Genomic DNA, 21086 nt, shown 5'->3' with positions numbered 1-21086 from the left:
GTCACTCTTTTCATTAGAGATGTAAGGACAGAGAGACTAAGTAAAGAAAGAAGACTGACTGATGATGAATAAAAAAGAAATCGTCGCACAGGGTTATCGTATGCCCAAACTGATTTTCAAAGATTTACTCTTGAGTATATTAACGTTAGGATTCAAAAGGCCTCACTATACAAAAGAAGAAGCTAAAACATTTGTATATCTATTTGAAGATAAACGAATAAGGATACTTGAAGAAAGTTTAAGTTGGGATAGAAAAGACGTCGATCAAAAGATATTGACTTCAGACAGTGAGCAGGGAGAAATCCTTTCCAAGGGTAAGTTTACAGTGGGGGCTTACGTCTATTACCTAGATAAAAAAATGATAAAGTCATCAGAAAATAATCAGTTAAACTGAAATAATGACGCTAAGAGTATGTTTAATGAAAGCCCCGATCCCTTCATGATTTCTGAGGCTTTGTTTAATGAGTCGCTGAGCTGATTTAATGAAAATTGCACTGGACAGGTAACGCTAATATATATCTGAAGTCGGGTCCGTCTTTGGGAGCATGTTTAAGTTAAGTCATTTGTAAAAGCCAATGAGGTTAGGACGTTCGTTCCAACCTCTTTTTCTTTATAAAAACTTTAGTATTCCAGGTCCTTTTACATGATAAGATAGAAGCGAAGAGGTTAAGGAGGGACATTAAGATGCGTATACTGGTTGCAGATGATGATAAGGAAATTTGTGATTTGTTGGAAATATATATAAAGAATGAAGGTTATGAAGTAGAAAAGGCATACGATGGTCAAGAAGTTATTGATAAAGTAGAGCGACTGGAGATTGATTGTCTGATTCTTGATGTCATGATGCCTAAAAAAAGTGGCTTGGAAGTTGTTAAAGAAATCAGAAAAACGTCTTCATTGCCGATACTGATGTTGAGTGCAAAAACTGCAGACATCGATAAGATCAGAGGCTTGACCAATGGTGCCGATGATTATGTGGTCAAGCCGTTTAACCCATTGGAAGTGCTGGCTCGAGTGAAGTCTTTAATAAGAAGAAGTACCTACGGAACGAATCAAAATGACTCTGGGGAATTGGAAATCGGTCCATTAATAATCAGAAAAGACCAGCATCAAGTAGAAACGCTGGATGGGGTGGATATTCAGTTAACGGCTTTGGAATTCGGTATTTTGTATCTGTTGGCAACCAACCCCAACCGGGTTTTCAGTGCAGACGATATTTTCGAGAAAGTCTGGAAACAAGAAAGTCTGGTGCCGGCAAAAACGGTGATGGTTCATGTCAGTCATTTACGTGATAAGATCGAGAAAGCGACAGACGGAGAAAGTATTGTAAAAACAGTTTGGGGCGTTGGCTATAAAATAGAAAGTTAGTGAGGAGGTACACTATGCACTTGACCCGAGTGGAACGTTGGCGGTTAGCGTTTGAAGCAGTCGTAACAGCCGGAATCATTTTCCTCTGTTATTTTGCTGTCTATGAAATATTTCGTTGGGTCGTTATCACGTTTCAAGACGTTTTCAATGAATTTTGGTTTTTTGGTAATGTTGTTGAAGATATTGGCAATCAAGAAATATGGGGACTCACGCCGCTGGTGTTTCTCTTTTTAATCATCGTTGCTGGCGTTGCGATTTACTGGCGGTTAAAAAGACGTTACCGTCAATACGAATTGAAACATATCATCAAAGAGCTGCATTATATAGCTAAAGGGAATTATGACCATCGTATTCGAGGGTCTTACAGCGGAGATATCGGGAAAGTGGTGGAAAGCATCCATGTGCTGGTCGATTCCACGGTTGAAGCGATGGAAGAAGAACGTCGCATCGAACAAAGTAAAGATGAACTAATAACGAATGTCAGCCACGATATTCGGACGCCGTTGACTTCTATCATTGGATACCTCGGTTTAATAGAAGAAGACCGTTACGGATCAGAAGAGGAAGCCAAAAAATATGTCCATACAGCTTACGAGAAAGCGAAACAGATGAAAGTCCTCGTGGATGACTTGTTTGAATACACGACAGTAAGGCAAACGACCGTCCCGCTCGAGTATGTTTCTTTTGATATGGTCCAATTACTTGAACAAGTTGCAATCGATTTTGAGTTGGAAGCTCAGAAGAAGGAGCGGGAGATTCATATTTCATCTTCTCACAAACAAATCATGATGCGGGCTGATACGGAGAAAATCGTGCGTATATTTCATAACTTGTTGTCCAATGCTTTGAAATATGGCGAAGGCGGCTCTTTAGTTCTCATCGAGGTTAAAAAAGGAGAAAAAAATATTTTTGTTTCAATAAAAAATAATGGGAAAACATTACCAAAAGAAGCAATCGAACAATTGTTTGAACGTTTCTACAGAGCGGAAACCTCCCGTTCGCAAGAAACTGCCGGGACCGGTCTAGGACTAGCTATTGCTCAAAGCATAGTGGAACTACATAAAGGAACGATTACCGCTCGCGTCGATGATAGCTGGACTGTGTTTGACGTTGTGTTACCGTTAGAAAATGAATGACACGAAAGAGTGGGGCGAGTTAAACTCGTTTCACTTTTTATTTGTCTTGAATATTCAATTACTTCCTATCAAGTCAGCGTGTCAGAAATATGAAATCTCAATGAAGGAGGTTGTATTTTTAATAGTGAAAGGGTACTATAAGATATGTTGAATTGAAAATGATTTTCAATCATAGTCACTGACAAACAAGAGAATGAATCTGACATAGGAGTTAAATAAAGAATGAAAAATACGCATAACCTTAAAATACTAAAAGCAAGTTTGACAGCAAGTATAACCTTACCTATTTTACTGGCTGGAACAGCTGTATTGGCAGAAGAACCTTCTGTAGATATCGAAGCAGAAAGTTCACTCTTAATTGATTTTGAGACAGGCCAGATCTTACATGAACAAAACGCTGATGCCTACCGTGGTATTGCCTCGATGACCAAGATGATGGTTGAGTATATCTTGTTTGAAGAAATCGAAGCAGGGAATCTATCGTGGGATACAGAAGTCACTATCAGCGAATATGCCTACACTATAAGTCAAGACTATGCTCTATCCAATGTCCCGTTACAATTAAATGATACCTACACAGTTAAGGAGCTCTATGAAGCGCTGGCTATCTACTCTGCAAATGGCGCAACCATCGCTTTAGTCGAGCAAATGGAAGGGTCAGAATCAGCATTTGTTGATCGTATGCGTTTATTGGTTGAAGAGTGGGGAGTCGATGAATACGAACTCTATAATACCACCGGCCTGAACAACAGTTATTTAATTGACAATCATTATCCAGGCAGTGAAACAGATGATGAAAATGCGATGTCTGCCAAAAACATTGCTAAAGTAGCTAAAAACTTGATCGAAGATTACCCAGAAGTACTTGAAACGTCAAGCATACCGACTAAAATATTCAGAGAAGGCACGTCTGATGCCATTTCGATGATGAACTGGAACTGGATGCTGGAAGGGTTACCGCATGAACGTATGGATGTGGATGGATTGAAAACGGGGACAACCGGTTTTGCCGGAGCGACGTTTACAGGAACAGCAGAATCTGAAGGTCGAAGGTTGATCTCAGTGGTTATGGGCGCCGGTGACGGCATGACGGACCGAGGTTTACGCTTTAATGAAACGGCTAAACTGTTTGATCATGGATTTGATGAATGGATATACAACACGTTAGTTGAAGGAGACGTCGTGCTTCAAAATGTCGACCCTTTAGCTGTTAAAAATGGTTTGGCAGAAAATGTTTCATTGAAGACAGTGGATAGTCTTTCTTATTACGTTCCTGTCTCCAATCAAGATGAGAAAGCCAGCTACTCATTTCAGCCGAACGAAGAACTGTTGAATCAAGATGGTGAAATAGAAGCGCCTGTTGAAGAGGGGGACATCCTGGGTGAATTGGTTTTAGACAATCAGGATAACGTCGAGTATCTCGAAGGAGAGGCCGATCAGACTGTTCAAGTAGCTGCAGCTGACTCTGTCGAACGAGCAGGTTTCTTTACCGTATTCTCCAACTTGGTTAAAGACTTCTTTAGTAAACTTGGTGATCGCTTCTAATCTACGCGTTAAGTGTTGACGTTTAAGAATGAAGTAAGGTAGAATATAGGTACAGATAAATGAGTAAAAGAAAAGCGAATTAGTACAGAATCAAACAAGTTTAGAGAGTCAGTGGGTGGTGGAAACTGATCTTGTTTGTTCTCGAATCCATCGTTTAAGTTTAAATAATGAAGCATAAAGCCTAAATTATTTCGGCGTGGACCGTTATCCCTGAGAGCGCAAAAAGATAACTGCGGTGTCTTTTTGAATCAGGGTGGTACCGCGAGAAGCAGTCCTTTCGTCCCTTACTTTGGGATAAAAGGACTGCTTTTTTTATACCTATTAAAACAAAAAACGAAAGAGGGAAAAATCATGCTAGATATTAAACGCATTCGTAATGATTTTGAAGCAACGAAAGAAAGACTGGGAACACGCGGAGTGGCTGCTGAAGAATTAGATCATCTCAAAGCCTTGGATGAAAATAGAAGAGAGCTTATTCAAAAATCAGAACATTTGAAAAAGCACCGTAACGAAGTTTCTGCTGATATCGCCGAAAAGAAACGAAACAAGGAAGATGCGCAAGACGCTATAGCAGCAATGAAAAAGGTCGGCGCAGAGATCAAGGCAATCGATGCTGACTTGGAACTATTAGAAGAACAAGTGAATGCAGTGGCGGCAGGTCTTCCGAACTTACCGCATCCCTCTATTCCTGTAGGCGCAGATGAAGAGTCTAATATAGAAGTACGTAAATGGGGAAAACCAACTGAGTTCGACTTTGAGCCACAGCCTCATTGGGATTTAGGGACTTCACTAGGTATTTTGGATTTTGAACGCGGAGCCAAAGTAGCCCGCAGCCGATTCTTGTTTTACAGAGGACTGGGCGCGCGTTTAGAGAGAGCGTTGTACAACTTCATGCTGGACCTGCATATTACTGAACATGACTATGAGGAAATTATCCCTCCATATCTAGCTAACGATGATGCCCTTTATGGTACAGGCCAATTCCCTAAATTCAAAGAAGACGTATTCCAAATCAAAAATCAACCCTTAACTTTGATTCCAACAGCAGAAGTGCCTTTGACAAACTTTTATCAAAACGAAATTTTAGAAGAAAAGGATTTGCCAAAATACTTTACGGCGCTTTCTCCATCCTTCCGTTCTGAAGCAGGTAGCGCAGGTAGAGACACACGTGGATTGATTCGTTTGCATCAATTCAACAAAGTTGAAATGGTGAAATTCGCTAAACCCGAAGACTCTTATGACGAGTTGGAAAAAATGACCAATAATGCCGAGGACATCTTGCAAAAACTCGGTTTGCCATATCGTGTGATTCTTCTGTCAACGGGAGATACCGGATTCGCAGCAGCCAAAACTTATGATCTGGAAGTTTGGATCCCCGCTCAAAATACCTACAGAGAAATAAGTTCATGTTCTAATACAGAAGATTTTCAAGCCAGAAGAGCTATGATTAGATATAGAAAAGAATCAGATGGTAAAGTAGACTACTTACACACGCTCAATGGTTCAGGTTTAGCCGTAGGTCGAACAGTTGCAGCACTCATGGAAAACTATCAACAAAAAGACGGCAGCATTAAAATACCAGAAGTCTTGGTTCCCTATATGGGTGGAGTCAAAGAAATTCGTCGGACTTAAATCGAGGAACACAGAGTAAAGGAGAATGATTATGGGTAATGAACAGAGAGCGATATTTGCAGGTGGTTGTTTTTGGTGTATGGTTCAACCTTTTGATTCATTAGCAGGGATTATTTCAATTACTTCTGGATATACAGGAGGTCATGTAGAAACCCCCACTTACCGACAAGTGACTTCTGGTAGAACCGGGCATACAGAAGCTGTTGAGATCGTTTATGATCCTGATAAGATATCGTACAAAGATCTCGTAGAAATTTACTGGAGACAAACAGATCCAACGGACGCTGGAGGTCAATTTGCAGACCGAGGTGACTCCTATAGACCGGTTATTTTTTATCAGGATGAACATCAAAAAAAAATGGCTGAAGAATCAAGAAAAGAATTGGAACAAAGCGGTAAATTTAGTGACCCTATCGTCACGAAAATTGAAAAGGCCAAACCTTTTTATCCTGCTGAAGACTATCATCAGGATTATTATAAGAAAGAATCGGCTCATTACAAAAGATACAGTGTCGGATCTGGAAGAGCTCGCTTCATCGAAAAAACTTGGAAAAATTAATACAGTAGCAAGGGAAATATCCTTCTTTGTCATTTGTTTTAGAGAAAATAAAAAAAACAGTTGACAAAGAGGCGATATCTTTGTATGATGTAAGAGTTGCTACAGAAACTATTTCAACGTTTTATAGTTGTATTGTATAGTGATTATGGCGAGAAGGATCCACCTGTTCCCATTTCGAACACAGCCGTTAAGCTTCTCAGCGCCGAGGATAGTGAAGGGTTTCCCTTTGTGAAAGCAGGACATTGCTATGCAGTATATTTTGGAGGTTTAGCTCAGTTGGGAGAGCATCTGCCTTACAAGCAGAGGGTCAGCGGTTCGAGCCCGTTAACCTCCATTTTTCAGAGCCGTTAGCTCAGTTGGTAGAGCATCTGACTTTTAATCAGAGGGTCGCAGGTTCGAGCCCTGCACGGCTCATATATATATTTAAAGATTTTATTTATATATTTGCGGATGTGGCGGAATTGGCAGACGCACTAGATTTAGGATCTAGCGCTTCACGGCGTGGGGGTTCAAGTCCCTCCATCCGCATGGTAACATCATATTTATTTGGCCGGCTTAGCTCAGTTGGTAGAGCAACTGATTTGTAATCAGTGGGTCGAGGGTTCGATTCCTTTAGCCGGCATCTTCGTGCGAAAGTAGTTCAGTGGTAGAACATCACCTTGCCAAGGTGGGGGTCGCGGGTTCGAATCCCGTCTTTCGCTTTTCAATTCTCATTGGTAATCAATGATACCCCATGCCGGGGTGGCGGAATTGGTAGACGCACAGGACTTAAAATCCTGCGGAGAGTTTTCTCCGTGCCGGTTCGACTCCGGCCCTCGGCATTATTTAGATAGAGCACCCTTAGCTCAATTGGATAGAGTACCTGACTACGAATCAGGCGGTTAGAGGTTCAAGTCCTCTAGGGTGCATGTAACATGTAATGAAAAGTACGGGAAGTGGCTCAGCTTGGTAGAGCACCTGGTTTGGGACCAGGGGGTCGCAGGTTCGAATCCTGTCTTCCCGATTTATTAAAATGGCGGTGTAGCTCAGCTGGCTAGAGCGTACGGTTCATACCCGTGAGGTCGTGGGTTCGACTCCCTCCGCCGCTATAAAAAATCCGATTAACGGACCTTTAGCTCAGTTGGTTAGAGCAAACGGCTCATAACCGTTCGGTCGCAGGTTCGAGTCCTGCAAGGTCCATATTAATCACCTATATTATTATCGCGGAGTAGAGCAGTTGGCAGCTCGTCGGGCTCATAACCCGGAGGTCGCAGGTTCAAGTCCTGCCTCCGCAATCTTCAAACATGGTACGCTTGGACGACAGTCCACAGAGTTTCCTGTAATTTTTTTTACAATGGTCCCGTAGTGTAGCGGTTATCACGCCTGCCTGTCACGCAGGAGATCGCGGGTTCAAATCCCGTCGGGACCGTTCGTTTAGAAAGACACGCGGGTGTAGTTTAGTGGTAAAACCCCAGCCTTCCAAGCTGACGTCGGGAGTTCGATTCTCCTCACCCGCTTTATACAAATTGTATAAAAAAATTCATTTAGGGCCTATAGCTCAGCTGGTTAGAGCGCACGCCTGATAAGCGTGAGGTCGGTGGTTCGAGTCCACTTAGGCCCATAGAAATAAATGAAGGCCCCTTGGTCAAGTGGTTAAGACACCGCCCTTTCACGGCGGAATCACGGGTTCAAATCCCGTAGGGGTCATGATATGGAGGATTACCCAAGTCCGGCTTAAGGGAACGGTCTTGAAAACCGTCAGGCGTGTCAAAACGCGCGTGGGTTCGAATCCCACATCCTCCTTTACCATATGTGTGAATTGCTTTGACAAATCACACATATATCGCACGTGAGCGAAAGCTTACAGTGTTTCGTATAATGATTTCATTATACATTATCGCGGAGTAGAGCAGTTGGCAGCTCGTCGGGCTCATAACCCGGAGGTCGCAGGTTCAAGTCCTGCCTCCGCAATTGCCATGACTGTTGACGCTTTAGCGTTTGCAGACATGGTACACTTGGACGACAGTTCACAGTGTGTCCTATAAAGATTTTCAAATGGTCCCGTAGTGTAGCGGTTATCACGCCTGCCTGTCACGCAGGAGATCGCGGGTTCAAATCCCGTCGGGACCGTTTTTTTGGCGCAGTAGCTCAGTTGGTAGAGCAACGGATTGAAGCTCCGTGTGTCGGCAGTTCGACTCTGTCCTGCGCCATGCAACTTAATATACTGGAGGGATAGCGAAGTGGTCAAACGCAGCGGACTGTAAATCCGTTCCTTCGGGTTCGTAGGTTCAAATCCTACTCCCTCCATTAAATAGGGGTATAGTTTAACGGTAAAACTATGGTCTCCAAAACCATCGATGTGGGTTCGATTCCTACTACCCCTGTTTCAGTAAATTTTTAGATGAACACTTATGTTTTATGTGATATACTATTTATTGGAAATAATAGTATGGCGATTGTGGCGAAGTGGTTAACGCACCGGGTTGTGGTCTCGGCATTCGTGGGTTCGATTCCCATCAGTCGCCCTTAATTGGGCTATCGCCAAGCGGTAAGGCAGCGGGTTTTGATCTCGTCATTCCTAGGTTCGAATCCTAGTAGCCCAGTAATACAAAAACTCAATGCAGCTGCATTGAGTTTTCTTTTTATAATGACTTAATAAGAAAGAGTGCGTCAAGATGACAGAAAAAACCGGAAATTTTTTTATTATAATGGGGATTCTTATTTTTTTCTTATCTTTATACGTTGTTTTTAAAGATCCTTTCATAGGTGGAATAAGTCTTATTATAGGTCTATGGAATATTTTTATAGGTTATCGTACGTCTAAAGGTAAAACGTTCTTCAAATCTAAAGATGAATAAGTGAATAAAAAAGGAAGAGATGAGCGCTAAAGGCGCTTATCTCTTCCTTTTTTATTTAGCTTTTATTCGTCATCGTCGTCATCATCGTTAGCAGGAGGAGTACCGTTGCCAGAATTCCCATTCTGGTCTGATTCTTCATCCTCATCCTCGTCTTCGTTATTCTGATTGTTTTGACCATTATTATCATCTTCGGGTTCTTCTTCAGGTTCTTCTTCAGGTTCTTCTTCAGGTTCTTCTTCAGGTTCTTCTTCAGGTTCTTCTTCGGGTTCTTCTTCAGGTTCTTCTTCGGGTTCTTCCTCAGGTTCTTCTTCATCATCTTCAGGTTTTTCATCATCATCTTCAGGTTCTTCATCATCATCTTCCTCACGTGCTGGAATGGTGATATTAGTTGAAGCTTCTGGACCTGTTGTGTCATAAGCTGAAACGGATAAAGTGATAGTTAAGTTTCCTTCAGGCGGTTCAGTCACGGAATACTCGGTGTCGCTTAACGTTGTTGTTTCACCACCGATAGAGAGGTTATAGGTAACGTCTTCGTCTTCATTTTCTAATGTGTAGTCATCCCAAGTGACGGACAACTCATCAGATTCTTCATCGTAATCAGCAGAGAGACCACTTGGTGCGTCTAATTCTTCACCATAACTGAGTGATGCTTCTGTTGGTTCAGTTCCCGAAACAAATAATTCAGTAATACGCGCACTATCCGGTGTGTTTGGCCCAGGTAATTTAGCTGGATCAGTACCGTCTTCAACAGTTACTTCTTTAACAGATGAAGGCATTTGCCAATCGCTGTTATCTACACCTTCAGAAACATACTGCATCACTTCTCTGTATATATGACGGGGGAGCAATCGTGAGCCATCATCAAATGATAAATAACCATCATTATTATTATCATATCCCGTCCAGACAGATAAAGAATAGGTTGATGAATAACCGACAAACCATGAGTCTGGCACAGCATCTGATGGATAACCTAATTCTGTTAATCTCTCTTCAGTGAAATTGGTCGTACCTGTTTTACCAGCATGAGATAAATTGGAAATACCTAAAGTATTGTTATTGTTAGCCACAACATTTTTAAGCATATCAGTAATCATGTAAGCAGTGAAATCAGACATTGCTTGATTTGTTTCCGGGGATAAATCTATTTCTTGTCCATCTTGTGTGGTTACTTTAGAAACAGTATACGGTTCAGTGTAATTTCCGCCGTTTGCAAACGAAGCATAAGAGGCAGCCATTTGTAACGGAGTCATCACACCATTGATTGCATTTTGCGGAACCAATACGCCCTCATTGGACATCGGTTCGATATCTACACCTAAATTAGTAACAAATTCTTCGACTTGACTAGTCTCTAAATCTTCATTGAAAACTTTAGCTGTCGGGATATTGCGCGAGTCTACAAGTGCTTCGCGTAGACTTATTTGACCTCTATGCTGGCCATCATAGTTCCTAAGGGGTGTGCCATCAGGATAACTATATTCTTCGTCCTCAATTTGTTGATAAGTTGAGTATTGTAGATGCTCAATAGCAGGTCCGTATGTCGTTAAAGGTTTAATAGTAGACCCTGTACTTTTCTGTTGAGTTGCACGGTTCTGTCCTCTTAGGACTTCTGTATTTCGACCGCCGCCAATCGCTCTCAGTTTACCTGATTCAGCTTCTACGAGGGTTACTGCAGCCTGTACATCTTCATTAATATAGTCGACATACTCATCTGAATTCAAGACATCAAAAACCCGCTGCTGAGCTTCCATATCAATATTGGTTTCAATCGTTAAGCCTGCCGTAGCAGGATCGATCTCGGTTTTTTCTCTCACTTCATCAATAACGAGTTGCACATAAGCATCGGTCACAAGTGCATTATTATCATCACTACTTAGCTCAACTAATCCTTCTTCGATAGGAAGGGCCTTAGCTGCCTCTGCTTCGTCAGAGGTAATATGACCTGCGTCACGCATGACGTTGATGACTACATCTCGGCGATCTTTAGCTACTTCAGGATTGACGTAAGGGCTATATCGATTAGGCGCTTGAGCCATCCCTGCAAATAGAGCTGCTTCATGTATCTCCAGTTCACTGACCTGTTTGCCGTAATATTCTTCAGCTGCAGTGGAAATTCCATACACATTACCGGCCATATGGATTTTATTCATGTATAACGTGATAATCTGTTCTTTTGATAATTGACGCTCAACTTGAATAGCTAACCAGGCTTCTTGTGCTTTTCTTTGTAATGTCTGATCTTCTCTTGTTGTAGAAAAGACAGATAACTTGACTAATTGCTGGGTAATGGTGCTACCCCCACCAACAATTTGCCCTCGGTTAGTAATGTATCCGATAGCTGCTCGTCCAATGCCAATCGGGTCAATGCCTATATGATCAAAAAAACGCTGATCTTCAATGGCTGTCATCGCGTCAAGCATAACGTCAGGATATTCATCAGCTTCAGCATACTCTCGCGTTTCGGCACCTAACGTGTAAAATACATTACCGTCTTTATCTAGTAATTCAGAGGAATAAGTACCCATTAAATCTTCTTCAGTCATTTCAGGTGCATTTGAAGCATAGTAGGCGAAGAGAGCTCCGCCAGCAACAAGGACCATTAAAAAGAGGGTTATAAAGGTAAGTATGATACGTTTAAACCATTTTTTTGGTTGCTGCGTGGTGCCTTTTTTTGATGATTTTTTATAATCTTTACGAGACATTTCATCTTTTTGTGACATGTTACGCTCCTTTAATAATCTCTTTTTAAACCCATTGAAATGGGTTTGTTTCATTTTAGTATATCAGAGAAGAACTTTACACTACTTTTATAAATGAGTCAATAATGTCGTTCTTTTCTTAAAAACCTTTTAAATATTTTGTTTATTAATCAATCGATCAACAACGACTAAATAAGGCAGACGAGGGGAGAGGCCATAGTTGATTTCAATGGCCTCTGTTTCAATCACTTTTAGTGGAATAGATTTTTTTCCTTTCTCTTCAAACTGCTCGCTCCACCATTTATTTAGTTGAGGGAAATCAATTATGAACACGCGGTTTAGCGTACTAAAACGGATAACAACAAAGCAGATGCCTCCGTGCTCATAACAGGCCTGCATATGATTCAGTTGATGATCATGAAAGTTTTTTAAAGGAAAAGAGGTTTTATTTTGCGTTTCTTTAGCTTCAAAATCAATGTAGTGACCTTTATACACGCCGTTATAATCCGTTGTGGATGCTCTACGGTAGTATGCTTCAGTAATTTTTGCCGCACTGCGTCTTGGGTAATCAACATTAACTACCTGTATTGGAATGGGTTTTTTATGAATGACCGCTTTTTTTCTCAAAAGATAATAGTCATTCGTAGCGTTTAAATCTTCTTCCAGGGTCATCCCGCGCTTACTGTAAGAAATTTTCTTTTTCTTAGGTTGATTTTCAGTCTTCTTTTTGTCATCATGAATATGATATAGTTTTCCGTTTGGATACCGAATAGTCAATGTGTTCACAACCTTAAATTAATATAACTCTAGTTTACCAAACAATGACAGGTGAATGTAGAATGGAGGAGAAACTTATTAAAAATTTATACGTCAGCGGCTATCGATCCTTTGAACTTTCAATATTTTCTGCCGATGACCCTAAAATAGATTATATAAAAAAATTCTTCAAAAGAAAATTGATTGAATATATCGAGCAAGGCATGGAATGGGTCATTATATCCGGCAACTTGGGTACGGAGTTGTGGATGGGAGAAGTCGCACTGGATTTAAAAGCAGACTATCCTGAACTGAAACTCGCCTTATTATTACCTTACACTAGCTTTTCAAGTAAGTGGAATGAAGTCAACCAAATTTACTACAACTCAATCGTCGAACGGGCGGATTATATCAATTACACTTCAAATCAGGATTACGCCAACCCAGGCCAGTTGAAGAACAATCAGAAGTTCATCGTTAAAAATACGGATGGATGCCTGCTCTTTTATGATATGGATCATGAAGGTAAAGTTTCATTCTTCTATGATCAGGCTTTGAAATATCAGGAAAAACACCCTTATAAAATAGAAACCATCTCATTTGATGAACTTCAGTGGTTCATCACTGATCTACTTGAAGAAGAGCAATTTGAAGAAGAAGAACAATAATGAAAGGCTAGGACATCTGTCCTAACCTTTTTCCTTTTGAAATATAATTAAGTTTAATAAAATTCAGATTATTTGTAATTGGTACCAATATGGCGGTCATTGGGAGCACTCCAGGACAAATTACAATGAGTGGTGCTGATGTGTCAGCAATTAGGTTATCAACCAGCAAATCAGATTTGGATCCTGCATTAATTTTCTTGATGACTAATGATTATTTAACCAGATTCCTATGGAGGCAGCACCTCTATGGCTTTCTGCTTCCTTTTTTATATCATTGTATAAGTCGTTGATAGCATTCGGTGCTTTGAAGCTATGTGTTAGGAGGTATTTTGAAATTGATTTATGACTTTCCCCTTTTTCTAAAGATTGAGCAGATGTAAGTAGTAAACGAGATAATTCAGGATCGTTTTGAACGGATGCATCTGAATAAGCTTTACTTATCGCTTCGAAAACAACCTTTTCTTTTTTGTTCATCGGTATGTTCCTTTCTGTGTGATTATTGTTTAAAAGTCAGTAGTTTCATATATGTATTTCTTTCGTAAAAGTACGTATTACATAAAGTCTAACACGTATTCTAAATCAAATGAAACTACGGAATTAAATTGAATGATTTATTTACAAAAGAGACCAGCATTAAAGCTAACAACATAAAGCTGGCACTCCTGTATCGTGAGTGGTTAAGTATTACTTGGGATAAGTAGTTTAAAAAAATTCATTAAGGCCTGAGTGGGTGTATTTAGCAGATGATAGATTCACGAAATGTTATGATAATCGCGCTGGAAAAGTTGCTACGCATGTATTCGTAGATGAAGTAGATGTATATATATAAGATGTTACACTGAGAAAATTTAAAATAAAACAATATTGAACCGGGTTATCTTCACTTTTAGGCTTATATTTGTTATAATGGTAATATGAGCAAAAGAGTTGTTTATAAAAGCGAATTCAATTAATATCTTCATAATTAATTAAAGACGAATAGATGGGGTGTAGATGTGAATAAAGAGTTGACCCAAAAAGAAATTTTAGAAAAAGATTTTAAAACAAAAATGCGCGGATATGATCCAACAGAAGTCGATGAATTTCTTGATGTTGTGATCAAAGACTATGACGCTTTTCAAAAAGAGATTGAGCAGTTAAAAACTGAAAATGACCGTTTGCTTGATAAAGTGGATGAACAGTCCAAACAAATGACCACACAAAGCTCGAATTCCGGTCAAACAAAATCAAACGTATCAAATTTCGATATCTTGAAACGTCTATCTAACCTGGAACGACATGTTTTCGGATCAAAATTAGAAGACGAGTAAAATTGAATAATGTACATCACGGATAATCGCACAGCTCAATAGAGTTGTGAGGAAAGTCCATGCTCACACAAGCTGCGATGCTTGTAGTGTTCGTGCGCAGCGAAACAATAAGCTGCGGCTCCCAGGTATGGGATGACGGCAGGAAAAAGAGCTACGGGGAAACCTATGCTTGAGTACCCTTGAAAGTGCCACAGTGACGAAGCAAACGTGGAAACGCGTTTGGTGGAACGCGGTAAACCCCTCGAGTGAGCAACCCAAACATTGGTAGGGGCACTTTTCTCCTGGAATTGAACAGAGAGAAGAGGCAGGGCTTAATGCTCGTGCAGACAGATGGTTATCTCGGATAAGACTTCACCGTTTTATCTAGACAAAACATGGCTTACAGTGATGTACATAGTGGTGAAATCCTCTCTTTTTTAGAGAGGATTTCTTTACGTAAGCAGTGTCTCATCCATACTATTAGAATAAGAGAGGTGGCAATTGAATGACCTATAAATTACTCGCTACAGCCGCAAGTGGGATCGAAGCCCTTGTTGGAGATGAACTGAAAAAATTAGGATACGATGTCCAAGTTGAAAACGGACGTGCAAGATTTGAAGGCGGCAAAGAAGATATCGCAAAAACCAACTTATGGCTGCGTACAGCTGACCGTGTGAAGATTATTGTTGGTGAATTTGAGGCCAAAACGTTTGACGACTTGTTCGAACAAACCAAAGCTCTGCCATGGGATGACTATTTATCCATGGACGCGGCTTTTCCAGTCAGCGGTAAGTCGATAAAATCAACATTATACAGTGTACCGGATGTTCAGCGTATTGTGAACAAAGCGATAGCTGAAAAAATCAAAGATGTGTACCATAGAAGAGGCATGCTGCCCGAAACAGGAGCGAAGTTTCCTATTGAAGTGGCCATCAGAAATGATAAAGTGTTACTCACTATCGATACCACCGGACCTAGCTTGTTTAAACGCGGCTACCGTAAAGAAAAAGGTGGGGCGCCAATAAAAGAAAATATGGCTGCTGCACTGGTGCTATTGACAACTTGGCGTAAAGACCGTCCGTTTATTGATCCAACGTGTGGTTCTGGAACGATTCCAATAGAAGCAGCACTTATTGGACACAATATCGCACCAGGATTTAACCGCACATTCTTATGTGAAGACTGGGACTGGATGCCTAAAGAATTATGGCAAAAAGTACGTCAGGATGCAGAAGATCAGGCAAATTATGACGTCGAACTGGATATTCTGGGAACAGATATCGATGGCGACATGATTGAAATCGCCAAAGCGAATGCATTAGAAGCAGGACTTTCGCATAGTGTTAAATTCAAGCAAATGCAACTGGCGGATCTTAAGACAGACAAAGAATTCGGCGTTATTATCTCCAACCCACCTTATGGCGAACGACTGGGAGATCCAGAAGACGTCTACAAATTATACCGTGAAATGGGAGAAACGTTTAAACCGCTTGAAACATGGAGCAAATACATTATTACAAGTGACTTGGACTTCGAAGAACATTACGGAAAAAGAGCAACTAAAAAACGTAAACTTTATAACGGATACATCCGTACGGATTACTTCCAATATTGGGGCAAGCGTCCATCTAGAAAATAGAAAATAAAAAAAACTGGTTTTCTAGCCTGCCTTTCTAATTCAGTTAAAACATTTTAAGTGTTGGAAACTAAACAACAAAAGAGCACAATGACCCTTGTCTTAAGGGTCATTGTGCTCTTTTATTAATGTTGAAATACGTTTCAATTAGTCTTTAGCAGGTAAGTCTTCGATTGAGTTGATATCTTCCATGTAAGTCGGAACGACATAACCTATGACTGTACCTGTTAAGTTAGGTCCTAAATCAACAATGTTCTCACCGTATGTTTCCATAAAAGCACCTGCCGTTGTAGGCAGCCATGCTCCTGCTGTGGCATCGACTTCGCCTAGGTTTAAAGCTTGGTAAATAACCGCCGGATCCAAATTAGTGATAGTGACATCATATCCTTTTTCTTCTAAGACACGTGCTAGGACATTAGCAGAAGAACGTTCGGTATCCCATGGAATTGAGCCTAATTCAAATGGAGTGCCATCGACATCGTCTATACCTTCCGTCCATTCATCTACTAAGTCGCGATTATTATCTACCCATTCCGTAGTAACGTCCTCAAAGTCTCTTTCCAAAGCTTCGAGCATGACTTCCTGCATATGTTCTGTATTCCATTCAAATCGATCAAGTATTTCAAAAGCTTCAGGCATATCTTCTTCAAGGCCGGTACGTGTTAACGTGTTGATGCCTTCTTCACCTCCGAAAACGTTAAGAGGGTCTTCTAGCATTTTTAGGTCATATAATTCAAACATATAATGAGGAGTCCATCCAGTCACAACGATTGGCTCCTCGTTATCGATTGCCTGACCTAATTCAGTCAACATGCCGGCAGTAGAACTCTCCTGAATATCCCATCCGTTTAAGTTGTCATATTCTTCAAGGGCCTTACGGGCTATTTCGGCCGTGCCTGATCCGGGTTCTATACCTGTAATCGTATATTCTAAAGCTTCTCCGACATTTTCTTCCTGAGAACTATTACTATCGTTTTCTCCACAAGCAGAAAGTAAAATCGGTATAGAAAGTAGCACCGCAGTTTTTGATACTGTAAATTTTATCATTTTTCTCCTCCTAAGATTAATAGAAATACAACTTTACCATGATATCATAGAAGAGGTAATATATAAAATCTGATACGCAATAGCATAGTTGGCTATTATGCTCAAATCCAAAGATTAAGGGATAAAAGTATTGTGTCCGGTTTATTGTTTGGTATATACTTAATTATACAGTGAACTATTGAACTAGTGATTGTACATAATACATAAATAATTAAGTTTTATTCTGGAGTGATTGAAATGAAGAGTAAACAAAAAGATGTACTGAAATATATTTTAGTCAGTTTTCTACCTGTAAGCATTTATGCTTTTGTGTTGTTGAATACATCAGGTAACGTGTCTTTTACTTTTCATTTATTTTTTGTGTTAGTGATTGGTTTTATTTCTCAAGCGGCTTTTAGAATATATGTAGAGAAAAATAGCGATTAGTCTTTGGAGACAGAGTAGTGAAAAAGAGTCATAGTACTTATGATGATGGGTGAATATAACGTAAAAAGCTCGAGAAGACTTTTATACAAGTCTTCTGGAGCTTTTTTTGCTGTGTTATAAACATCGATTTTAGCTAATAACAATTTAAATAGATGTCAAATTATAAAATAAGCGCTCCGATAATACCAAATATCATTATGGGAATATTATAGTGCAAAAAGGTTGGTACACACGTGTCCCAGATATGATCATGCTGTCCGTCAACACTGAGACCGGCAGAAGGGCCGAGCGTACTGTCAGATGCTGGAGAACCAGCGTCACCCAATGCCGCCGCAGAACCAATTAATAGCACTGTTGCCATTGGGCTGAATCCTAGTTCTAATGCCAGAGGAACGTAAATGGCAGCAATAATAGGGATAGTCCCGAAAGAAGTACCGATACCCATGGTAATCAGTAATCCTAAGACGATCATACCGGTAGCGGCAACTAGCTGATTACCACCAATTGCCCCTACGACTGATTCAACGAGTGTCTCTACACCACCTGTGGATCGAATGACATCTGCGTAACCTGAGGCTACGAGCATGACAAAGGCAATAAAGCCCATCATGTTGATGCCACTTTTCATCATACCGTCGATACTGGACCATCTAATAGCTCCGCCGACAAGCATAATGAATAAGCCCAGTATTGCGCCTAAGACTAAAGAGCCTACCGTTAACTGAACGATCAAGGCGGCTACCGCACCGGCTATGGCGAAAGCATGGTCTTTATTAAACGTAACTTCTTCTGACTCCAAGTGCTTAAATCCAAACTTGAACCCGGATTCTTCACTATCCTTATATTCACGGGGTTTTCGGTATGTAATCAAAACAGCTACCAAAAGGCCTACGACCATGGCAAGGCCAGGAATCCACATGACGTGCCATACTTCACCATCTACAAGTTCTAATCCGCTTGAAGCCATCTCATCACGAATAATATTATGGAAAATCAAGCCGAAACCGACCGGAAGAGCAACATACGGTGCTTTTAATCCGAAAGTTAAAGCAGAGGCGACAGCTCTTCTGTCAATTTTCAGTTTGTTCATTACCATAATCAGTGGGGGAATCAAGATCGGAATAAATGCAATATGCACCGGAATCAAATTCTGAGAAAAAATACTGATAAATGCAATAATGAAGACTAGAGATTTCCCCGTCCCTTTCATGCTTTTAGATAGTTTCTGAGTGATGATGGTTGCAGCACCAGTTTTTTGAATCGCCGCAGCTAGTGCGCCTAACAAAATATAATTGAGTGCTGTTTCTGCATTCCCTCCCATACCACCAAGGAGGACTTCCATGGTTTCCATTAAGCTCATATCTGCAGCTATTCCGCCTACTAAAGCGGCGATAATTAAAGCAAGTAATACATTAAGTCTCAGCAGGGATAATGACACCATGACAAAAACTGAGATTATAACAGGGTTTAATAACAAATTCTCACTCCTTTTTTAAAATAATATCATATTAATGATTCAATAATAGTACCATACTTTATATTGAGTGGCTAAAAGAAAATACAGTAATGTAAAAATCAATAAAGATTATAAGAAACTAATTGTCCTCAAAAATTCATTTCTGATGATTTAAATACAGAAACCAGAATTCTGGTTTCTTATATCAAATTAACGGAGGACGTTTCGACCAATCAAATAAAAATATTAACGGACACCTGATAGTGGATTATTACGTATAAAAAGCAGGTATAAACTTATTGATACCTACTTTTTAATTAAATAAAATCTAAATTTCTACTTGCAGCACAAGCTTTTTGTCGTTCATCATCGATTCATCAAACTGATTGATGGTTTTAGATGAAATAATGCCGGCCACAATACTGTCATTTACATTTAAGAAGGTTCTGGCCATATCAATGATCGGTTCAACTGAGATGACTAAACCGACGATTGAAATAGGGAGGCCAAGTGAGCCTAAAACAATCAAAGCAGCAAATGTAGCACCGCCCCCCACACCGGCAACACCGAACGAACTAATTGCAACAACAGCCATAATTGTCAGGATATACATTGGATTGGTGATGTCGATACCCACCGTTGGCGCAATAATAGCTACAAGTGTAGCTGGAAAAATTCCTGCACAACCATTTTGACCAATAGATAATCCAAATGTTCCGGCAAAGTTAGCAGAAGCATGATCGACACCTAGTACTTTTGTTTGCGTTTCAATATTTAAAGGCAAAGTTCCAGCGCTTGAACGTGAAGTAAAAGCGAAACTGAGAACAGGCCATACTTTTTTTACATAAGTGATTGGATTGACTTTATATCCGGCTAATATAATTAAGTGAATAATAAACATAACACCGATCGCTGCGTAGGACGCTATGACGAATAGTCCTAAATTCAAAAGTGCTTGAAAATTGCTTGTCGCAATAGCTTTAGTCATCAAGGCGAATATACCATAAGGCGATAAGCGTAGAACTAAAGTGACGATGCGCATGACGATAGCATACAAGCTATCAATGATGTTTTTGAAAGTCTCCGCTTGTTCCGGATCTTTCCGTTTTATACCCAGATAGGCAACTCCCACAAAGGCTGAGAAAACAACCACAGCAATGGTACTTGTGCTTCTTGAGTTAGATAGATCTGAAAAGACGTTACGTGGAATAAAGTTTATCAACTGTTCAGGGATTGTTGATTCTTCTACAGTGGCCTGACTTTCCTGTAATTGTTCAATACGCGCACTTTCCTGTTCGCCTTGAACAAATTCTGCCCCATCTAAATTGAAGGCCATGATACTTAACACACCGATTAGAGCAGCAACGGCTGTGGTCGCAATCAAGGTGATTAAAACAGATGAACTGATTTTTCCTAAATCTTTGCTTCCTTGAATCTTGGTAAATGCTCCAATAATAGATACGAAAACCAATGGCATAATTAGCATTTGTAAGAAAGCTACATAGCCGTTTCCTACGACATTGATCCATTCCATCGCTCCAACTGTAATGTTACTTTCTGTTCCAAATAAGAGTTGTAAAGCTCCACCAAAAATAATTCCTGCGCCTAACCCAATAAATACGCGTGTAGAAAACTTAACATGTTTTTGTTGAAGTTTCCATAACCCGAAAAGTGTTAGGACAAAGGCAATTAACACACCAACTATTCCTATAATAGTCATAAAAATCTCTCCTTTAATTGTCTTTTCCTTAGAAAAGAAATGCGTCATAGGGTTAAAGGCCCTAGATAAAGATTTTTTCCGAAATCAATACCCGTTTAGATTACTTCTGTAAACTTTAAAACGTGACTTTATTATAATACCTAGTGCACAACCGAATTGCAAACAATATTAAAGGATTTTATTAATAATTCATCTCTGGAATGGATGATGTGTCATCTGTTTTCACATTACTTTTCTTATCAAAGACTGAAATCATATGTTATGATAGAAAAGTCGTTGAATTTCAAGTACATAGTATAAAAGGAGAGA

Annotated in this window: 16 protein-coding genes, 23 tRNA genes, 1 rRNA gene, 1 other RNA gene and 1 other annotated feature; of the genes, 35 read left to right on the top strand and 6 right to left on the bottom strand. The window is 40.1% G+C overall.

Annotation, left to right across the window (positions count from 1 at the left end; all coding sequences use genetic code 11):
- The first annotated feature begins 61 nt into the window (after positions 1-61).
- From AX762_RS00670 to AX762_RS00525, 30 genes are all read left to right on the top strand, one after another.
- Positions 62-394, top strand: coding sequence for a hypothetical protein (locus AX762_RS00670; protein ID WP_071847242.1), 333 nt, complete (start codon positions 62-64; stop codon positions 392-394).
- 290 nt (positions 395-684) lie between these two features.
- Positions 685-1368 carry a response regulator transcription factor gene (locus tag AX762_RS00665; RefSeq protein ID WP_071847241.1) on the top strand — a complete coding sequence of 228 codons (684 nt, stop codon included), beginning with the start codon at positions 685-687 and terminating at the stop codon, positions 1366-1368.
- A 14-nt stretch (positions 1369-1382) separates the two neighbouring features.
- Positions 1383-2504 (top strand): cell wall metabolism sensor histidine kinase WalK, encoded by a 1122-nt coding sequence (locus tag AX762_RS00660; protein ID WP_071847240.1) that lies wholly within the window; start codon positions 1383-1385, stop codon positions 2502-2504.
- 222 nt (positions 2505-2726) lie between these two features.
- Positions 2727-4049 carry a serine hydrolase gene (locus AX762_RS00655; protein WP_071847239.1) on the top strand — a complete coding sequence of 441 codons (1323 nt, stop codon included), beginning with the start codon at positions 2727-2729 and terminating at the stop codon, positions 4047-4049.
- A 59-nt stretch (positions 4050-4108) separates the two neighbouring features.
- Positions 4109-4337 (top strand) — a binding site (T-box leader).
- A gap of 63 nt (positions 4338-4400) precedes the next feature.
- Positions 4401-5681 (top strand): serine--tRNA ligase, encoded by a 1281-nt coding sequence (gene serS, locus AX762_RS00650; RefSeq protein ID WP_083432721.1) that lies wholly within the window; start codon positions 4401-4403, stop codon positions 5679-5681.
- 31 nt (positions 5682-5712) lie between these two features.
- Entirely contained in the window at positions 5713-6240 is a 528-nt protein-coding gene (gene msrA / locus AX762_RS00645) for a peptide-methionine (S)-S-oxide reductase MsrA (RefSeq protein WP_071847238.1), read from the top strand.
- Between the two features lie 135 nt (positions 6241-6375).
- Positions 6376-6491 (top strand): 5S ribosomal RNA (rrf, locus tag AX762_RS00640).
- A gap of 10 nt (positions 6492-6501) precedes the next feature.
- Positions 6502-6574 (top strand) — tRNA-Val (locus tag AX762_RS00635).
- Between the two features lie 7 nt (positions 6575-6581).
- Positions 6582-6654, top strand: a tRNA-Lys gene (locus AX762_RS00630).
- A 32-nt stretch (positions 6655-6686) separates the two neighbouring features.
- Positions 6687-6768 (top strand) — tRNA-Leu (locus tag AX762_RS00625).
- Between the two features lie 21 nt (positions 6769-6789).
- A tRNA-Thr gene (locus AX762_RS00620) sits at positions 6790-6862 on the top strand.
- 7 nt (positions 6863-6869) lie between these two features.
- Positions 6870-6941 (top strand) — tRNA-Gly (locus tag AX762_RS00615).
- Between the two features lie 34 nt (positions 6942-6975).
- A tRNA-Leu gene (locus AX762_RS00610) sits at positions 6976-7061 on the top strand.
- A 13-nt stretch (positions 7062-7074) separates the two neighbouring features.
- A tRNA-Arg gene (locus AX762_RS00605) sits at positions 7075-7148 on the top strand.
- Between the two features lie 21 nt (positions 7149-7169).
- A tRNA-Pro gene (locus AX762_RS00600) sits at positions 7170-7243 on the top strand.
- An 11-nt stretch (positions 7244-7254) separates the two neighbouring features.
- Positions 7255-7328 (top strand) — tRNA-Met (locus AX762_RS00595).
- Between the two features lie 17 nt (positions 7329-7345).
- Positions 7346-7419 (top strand) — tRNA-Ile (locus tag AX762_RS00590).
- Between the two features lie 22 nt (positions 7420-7441).
- Positions 7442-7514, top strand: a tRNA-Met gene (locus AX762_RS00585).
- A 61-nt stretch (positions 7515-7575) separates the two neighbouring features.
- Positions 7576-7648: transfer RNA gene (locus AX762_RS00580), tRNA-Asp, on the top strand.
- 17 nt (positions 7649-7665) lie between these two features.
- A tRNA-Gly gene (locus tag AX762_RS00575) sits at positions 7666-7736 on the top strand.
- A 30-nt stretch (positions 7737-7766) separates the two neighbouring features.
- Positions 7767-7840: transfer RNA gene (locus AX762_RS00570), tRNA-Ile, on the top strand.
- Positions 7841-7854: 14 nt separating this feature from the next.
- Positions 7855-7926, top strand: a tRNA-Glu gene (locus tag AX762_RS00565).
- A gap of 6 nt (positions 7927-7932) precedes the next feature.
- Positions 7933-8022: transfer RNA gene (locus tag AX762_RS00560), tRNA-Ser, on the top strand.
- A 95-nt stretch (positions 8023-8117) separates the two neighbouring features.
- Positions 8118-8190 (top strand) — tRNA-Met (locus AX762_RS00555).
- Positions 8191-8276: 86 nt separating this feature from the next.
- A tRNA-Asp gene (locus tag AX762_RS00550) sits at positions 8277-8349 on the top strand.
- 7 nt (positions 8350-8356) lie between these two features.
- Positions 8357-8429: transfer RNA gene (locus AX762_RS00545), tRNA-Phe, on the top strand.
- Between the two features lie 16 nt (positions 8430-8445).
- Positions 8446-8526 (top strand) — tRNA-Tyr (locus tag AX762_RS00540).
- 6 nt (positions 8527-8532) lie between these two features.
- A tRNA-Trp gene (locus tag AX762_RS00535) sits at positions 8533-8603 on the top strand.
- Positions 8604-8671: 68 nt separating this feature from the next.
- Positions 8672-8744, top strand: a tRNA-His gene (locus tag AX762_RS00530).
- Positions 8745-8750: 6 nt separating this feature from the next.
- Positions 8751-8822 (top strand) — tRNA-Gln (locus AX762_RS00525).
- A 317-nt stretch (positions 8823-9139) separates the two neighbouring features.
- Here the strand turns inward: AX762_RS00525 and AX762_RS12300 are convergent.
- The gene (locus AX762_RS12300) at positions 9140-11800 is read right to left on the bottom strand and encodes a transglycosylase domain-containing protein (RefSeq protein ID WP_177244005.1); all 2661 of its coding nucleotides are present in this window, start codon (positions 11798-11800) and stop codon (positions 9140-9142) included.
- Between the two features lie 129 nt (positions 11801-11929).
- Positions 11930-12556: a Holliday junction resolvase RecU gene (gene recU, locus AX762_RS00500; protein WP_071847236.1), complete on the bottom strand. Its 627-nt coding sequence runs from the start codon at positions 12554-12556 to the stop codon at positions 11930-11932.
- Between the two features lie 62 nt (positions 12557-12618).
- On the opposite strand from recU, the gene AX762_RS00495 reads away from it, so the two are divergent.
- The gene (locus tag AX762_RS00495; RefSeq protein ID WP_071847235.1) at positions 12619-13203 is read left to right on the top strand and encodes a DUF1273 domain-containing protein; all 585 of its coding nucleotides are present in this window, start codon (positions 12619-12621) and stop codon (positions 13201-13203) included.
- Positions 13204-13407: 204 nt separating this feature from the next.
- On the opposite strand, the gene AX762_RS00490 is transcribed toward AX762_RS00495, so the two are convergent.
- Entirely contained in the window at positions 13408-13677 is a 270-nt protein-coding gene (locus tag AX762_RS00490; RefSeq protein WP_071847234.1) for a bacteriocin immunity protein, read from the bottom strand.
- Between the two features lie 521 nt (positions 13678-14198).
- Here AX762_RS00490 and gpsB point away from each other — a divergent pair.
- The 3 genes from gpsB to AX762_RS00475 all read left to right on the top strand — a co-directional run bounded on the left by gpsB (position 14199) and on the right by AX762_RS00475 (position 16131).
- Positions 14199-14513 (top strand): cell division regulator GpsB, encoded by a 315-nt coding sequence (gene gpsB / locus AX762_RS00485; protein WP_071847233.1) that lies wholly within the window; start codon positions 14199-14201, stop codon positions 14511-14513.
- A gap of 14 nt (positions 14514-14527) precedes the next feature.
- Positions 14528-14900, top strand: an RNA gene (rnpB, locus tag AX762_RS00480) — RNase P RNA component class B.
- A gap of 97 nt (positions 14901-14997) precedes the next feature.
- Positions 14998-16131 (top strand): class I SAM-dependent RNA methyltransferase, encoded by a 1134-nt coding sequence (locus AX762_RS00475; protein ID WP_071847232.1) that lies wholly within the window; start codon positions 14998-15000, stop codon positions 16129-16131.
- Positions 16132-16275: 144 nt separating this feature from the next.
- Here AX762_RS00475 and AX762_RS00470 read toward each other — a convergent pair whose 3' ends face one another.
- Positions 16276-17175, bottom strand: coding sequence for a glycine betaine ABC transporter substrate-binding protein (locus AX762_RS00470; protein ID WP_143139245.1), 900 nt, complete (start codon positions 17173-17175; stop codon positions 16276-16278).
- Positions 17176-17412: 237 nt separating this feature from the next.
- Here AX762_RS00470 and AX762_RS00465 point away from each other — a divergent pair, with 237 nt between their 5' ends.
- A complete protein-coding gene (locus AX762_RS00465; protein WP_071847231.1) occupies positions 17413-17601 on the top strand; it encodes a hypothetical protein in 189 nt (62 codons plus the stop codon).
- A gap of 160 nt (positions 17602-17761) precedes the next feature.
- On the opposite strand, the gene AX762_RS00460 is transcribed toward AX762_RS00465, so the two are convergent.
- Together AX762_RS00460 and AX762_RS00455 are read right to left on the bottom strand one after the other, a co-directional pair.
- A complete protein-coding gene (locus AX762_RS00460) occupies positions 17762-19078 on the bottom strand; it encodes a Na+/H+ antiporter family protein (protein WP_071847230.1) in 1317 nt (438 codons plus the stop codon).
- 307 nt (positions 19079-19385) lie between these two features.
- Complete coding sequence (locus tag AX762_RS00455; protein WP_071847229.1) at positions 19386-20777, bottom strand: L-cystine transporter; 1392 nt, start codon at positions 20775-20777, stop codon at positions 19386-19388.
- Positions 20778-21086: the final 309 nt, after the last annotated feature.

This window comes from Alkalibacterium sp. 20 (assembly GCF_001885615.1).
Taxonomy (GTDB): domain Bacteria; phylum Bacillota; class Bacilli; order Lactobacillales; family Carnobacteriaceae_A; genus Alkalibacterium.
Note: the sequence above shows the minus strand (reverse complement) of the source record. Positions and strands in the feature narration are given on the sequence as shown.